Annotated in this window: 2 protein-coding genes; both read right to left on the bottom strand. The window is 65.5% G+C overall.

The window, feature by feature from the left end:
• A partial coding sequence (locus ABT245_RS45800) for an alpha-amylase family glycosyl hydrolase (protein ID WP_351747083.1) occupies positions 1-860 on the bottom strand: 860 nt, incomplete at its 3' end.
• On the bottom strand, positions 857-1,711 hold an 855-nt coding region (locus tag ABT245_RS45805; protein WP_502982330.1), incomplete at its 5' end, for an alpha-amylase family protein. The genes ABT245_RS45800 and ABT245_RS45805, both read right to left, overlap by 4 nt.

Here is a 1,711-nt window from a genome sequence, read left to right on the forward strand (position 1 = left end):
TGGAAGGCCATGTGGCATTCGTCGCCGCCGGTGCGGTAGTCGCCGAAGTAGTCGACCACGTCCTCCGGCCACTGGTTCGCCTCCGCCAGCAGCACCTTGTCGGGGTACTGGGCGTCGATCTCCTTGCGCACCCGCTTCAGGAACTCATGGGTCGCCGGCAGGTTCTCGCAGTTGGTGCCCTCCCGCTGGTACAGGTAGGGCACCGCGTCCAGCCGGAAACCGTCGATGCCGAGATCCAGCCAGAAGCGCAGCGCCGAGATGATCTCCTCCTGGACGGCCGGGTTCTCGTAGTTGAGATCCGGCTGGTGCGAGAAGAAGCGGTGCCAGTAGTACTGCTTGCGTACCGGGTCGTACGTCCAGTTCGATGCCTCGGTGTCGACGAAGATGATCCGGGCGTCGGCGTACTGCTTGTCGTCGTCGGCCCATACGTAGTAGTCGCCGTACGGTCCGTCGGGGTCCTTGCGCGATTCCTGGAACCACCAGTGCTGGTCGCTGGTGTGGTTCATGACGAAGTCGATGATGACGCGCATGCCGCGCTGGTGGGCGGCGTCGGCGAACTCGACGAAGTCGGCGAGGTCGCCGAACTCGGGCAGTACGGCGGTGTAGTCGGAGACGTCGTAACCCCCGTCGCGCAGCGGTGACTTGAAGAAGGGGGGCAGCCAGAGGCAGTCGACGCCGAGCCATTGCAGATAGTCCAGCTTGGCGGTGAGGCCCTTCAGGTCGCCGACGCCGTCACCGTTGCTGTCCTGGAAGGAACGGACCAGGACCTCGTAGAAGACGGCGCGCTTGAACCACTCCGGATCCCGGTCCTTGGCGGGAGTGTCCTCGAACGTGTCCGGGACCGGCTCGTTGACGGTCATGGTGTGGGTGACCCTCCGATCTGCGGGTGGGACGGTCGCAGGACGGTGAGGATGTGCGCGGGCCGGTGACCCGGTTCGAGTCGCACATAGTTGGCCCTGCCCCAGTGGTAGGTCTCACCGGTTAGCTCGTCGCGCACCGGCACCGACTCGTGCCAGTTCAGGCCGAGTTGCGGCATGTCCAACGAGACCGTGGCCTCCTGGGTGTGGTGCGCGTCGAGGTTGGCGACCACCACAACCGTGTTCGATCCGCTCCGCTTGCTGTACACGATCACCGCGTCCTTGTCGGCGTGGTGGAAGTGGAGATCGCGCAGCTGCCGAAGGGCCGGGCTGTGCCGGCGGATGGTGTTGAGGCGGGTGATGAGGGGGGCGATGGTGCGGTGTTCGCGTGCGGCGGTGTCCCAGTCGCGGGGAGTGAGCTGGTATTTCTCGGAGTTGAGGTATTCCTCGCTGCCGTCGTGCAGGGGGGTGTTCTCGCACAGTTCGTAGCCGCTGTAGATGCCCCAGGTGGGGGAGAGGGTGGCGGCGAGGACGGCGCGGGTTTCGAAGGCGGGGCGGCCGCCGTGCTGGAGGTAGGCGTGGAGGATGTCGGGGGTGTTGGTGAACAGGTTGGGGCGCATGTAGGCGGCGGCGTCGCCGGTGAGTTCGGTGAGGTGTTCGGTGAGTTCCTGCTTGGTGGTGCGCCAGGTGAAGTAGGTGTAGGACTGCTGGAAGCCGATCTGGGCGAGGGTGTGCATCATCGCGGGGCGGGTGAAGGCTTCGGCGAGGAAGATGACGTCGGGGTCGGTGGTGTTGATGTCGGTGAGGACGCGTTCCCAGAAGACGACGGGTTTGGTGTGGGGGTTGTCGACGCG

The organism is Streptomyces sp. NPDC001508 (assembly GCF_040298665.1).
In the GTDB taxonomy this organism is placed as follows: Bacteria; Actinomycetota; Actinomycetes; order Streptomycetales; family Streptomycetaceae; genus Streptomyces.